This window comes from Sphingomonas sp. 66-10 (genome assembly GCF_001897045.1).
Classification (GTDB): domain Bacteria; phylum Pseudomonadota; class Alphaproteobacteria; order Sphingomonadales; family Sphingomonadaceae; genus Sphingomonas; species Sphingomonas lycopersici.
On record NZ_MKRR01000017.1, the window covers coordinates 20686 to 22525 of the forward strand.

The window sequence follows — 1840 nt, forward strand, 5'->3', positions numbered from 1 at the left end:
GATCGTGATACGGTCTTCATGCGCCATGCCGACCGGGTTGGCGCATTTGTGCGTTCCCGGGAAGCATTTATCCCAAAGACCGGATGGGGCGGCCCTGGCGCGCCGCATACGCCGTACAAAAATTCTCCACTCCTACACCAATCCTCAAGCTTACTTGCATATATCTGTTTTGAACCGGATTTAACCGTTGGATCATCTTGACCGACCGATTGAATAACCGGCCGTTAACTGAAGTGATTAGTTGCATTTTCTCTTTCTCATGATGGATCGTCGGCGAGAGGAAGGTGCTTTGAAATGACCGGCCTTGTGGGGGATAGACGCGGGAACGTGATGATCTTGGCCGCCGCCGGGCTCGCGGTTCTCGTCGGCGCGACGGGGCTTGCCACCGATACGGTGCAATGGTCGCTGTGGCGCCACCAGCTCCAGCGTCAGGCCGATTCCGCGGCGCTCGCCGGGGCCTATGCCGATGCGCAGGGCAAGAATGTCGCTGCCAGTGCGACCGCCGATCTCACGCGCAACAACAAGCTGACGTTCAGCAGCGCGCCGGTGATCGAGAATGCGCCGACGGTCGGCGCCTATGCGGGCAATATGAACGCGGTGCGGGTCGTGCTGCAGACCAGCACCCGCCTGCCCTTTTCCGGGCTGTTCATGGCCGCGACCCCGGTCATCTCGACCGAGGCGACCGCCGCGGTGGTCCAGAACGGCGATTATTGCGTCATCGCGCTCGCCCGCACCAACAGCACCGGCATCACCATGAGCGGCAATGCCACGGTCAACATGGGCTGCGGCATGGCGAGCAACACGACGTCGAACAATGCGGTCTATGCCGGCGGCAGCAGCAATATCTATGCGACGCCGATCGCTGCGGTCGGCGGGCTGGCGTGGAGCAGCAATTATCAGAACGGAACGACGCTCCAGCCTTATTCGCTGCCCCAGCCCGATCCGTATAGCGGGCTGCCCCAGCCCGATATCTCCGGGATGAAATGCAACGCCAAGCTGGACGTGTCGCCCAATACGGTCGCGCCAGCGGCGAGCGCCGGTTGCTATGGCAGCGCGAAGATCCAGGGCACGATCACGCTCAACCCCGGCGTCTATTATATCGACAGCGCGAACTTCAGCGTCGGATCGCAAGCCACCATCACCGGCACCGGCGTCACCATCATCCTGACCAGCACCAATGCGGCCACCCAGCCGAGCCAGATCGGGACCGTCAGCATCAACGGCGGCGCGACGCTCAACCTTAGCGCACCGAGCGACGGCACCTATGCCGGGGTGCTTTTCTATCAGGATCGCCGCGCGGTGGACTCGGGCAATGCCAATTCGATCAATACGATCAACGGCAACGCCGCGTCGGCCTTCACCGGTGCCTTCTATTTCCCGTCGCAGGAGCTCGATTTCAGCGGCACCGCGGGCATGAACACCAAATGCGTGAAGATGGTGTCGAAAAGGGTCACCTTCATCGGCAACAGCACGATCGCCAACGACTGCTCGGATCACCCCGATTGGACGAAGATCCGCGCCGTGCAGGTACGGCTGGTCGGATGACCGATCCGCACATCAGCACCCCGCTGCGCCGGCTCTCGCGCTGCACAAGGGGAACCTCGGTCGTCGAACTGGGGATCGTGCTGCCGCTGTTCGCGCTGCTCGTGCTCGGTCTCGTCTGCGTGGCGATCACGGTGGGGCAAAAGCTCCGGCTGCAGCAAGCGGTCGCGCGGTCGCTGGAAATGGCGACCGCGGGCGGGATCGACAATGCCGATCCCACCGGGATTCAGCAGGAGGCGGCCACCGCCGCGGGCGTGCCGGCGAGCCAGGTGACGGTCGACGAATGGCTCGAATGCGA

General features: G+C 62.9%; 3 protein-coding genes. All 3 read left to right on the forward strand.

Features of this window, described 5'->3' with window-relative positions; translation table 11 throughout:
* A partial coding sequence (locus tag BGN95_RS01985; protein ID WP_286771463.1) for a hypothetical protein occupies nucleotides 1-201 on the forward strand: 201 nt, incomplete at its 5' end.
* A 129-nt stretch (nucleotides 202-330) separates the two neighbouring features.
* Nucleotides 331-1545 carry a pilus assembly protein TadG-related protein gene (locus tag BGN95_RS01990; RefSeq protein WP_286771464.1) on the forward strand — a complete coding sequence of 405 codons (1215 nt, stop codon included), beginning with the start codon at nucleotides 331-333 and terminating at the stop codon, nucleotides 1543-1545.
* The coding region (locus tag BGN95_RS01995) for a TadE/TadG family type IV pilus assembly protein (RefSeq protein WP_286771465.1) at nucleotides 1542-1840 on the forward strand (299 nt) is incomplete at its 3' end. The genes BGN95_RS01990 and BGN95_RS01995, both read left to right, overlap by 4 nt.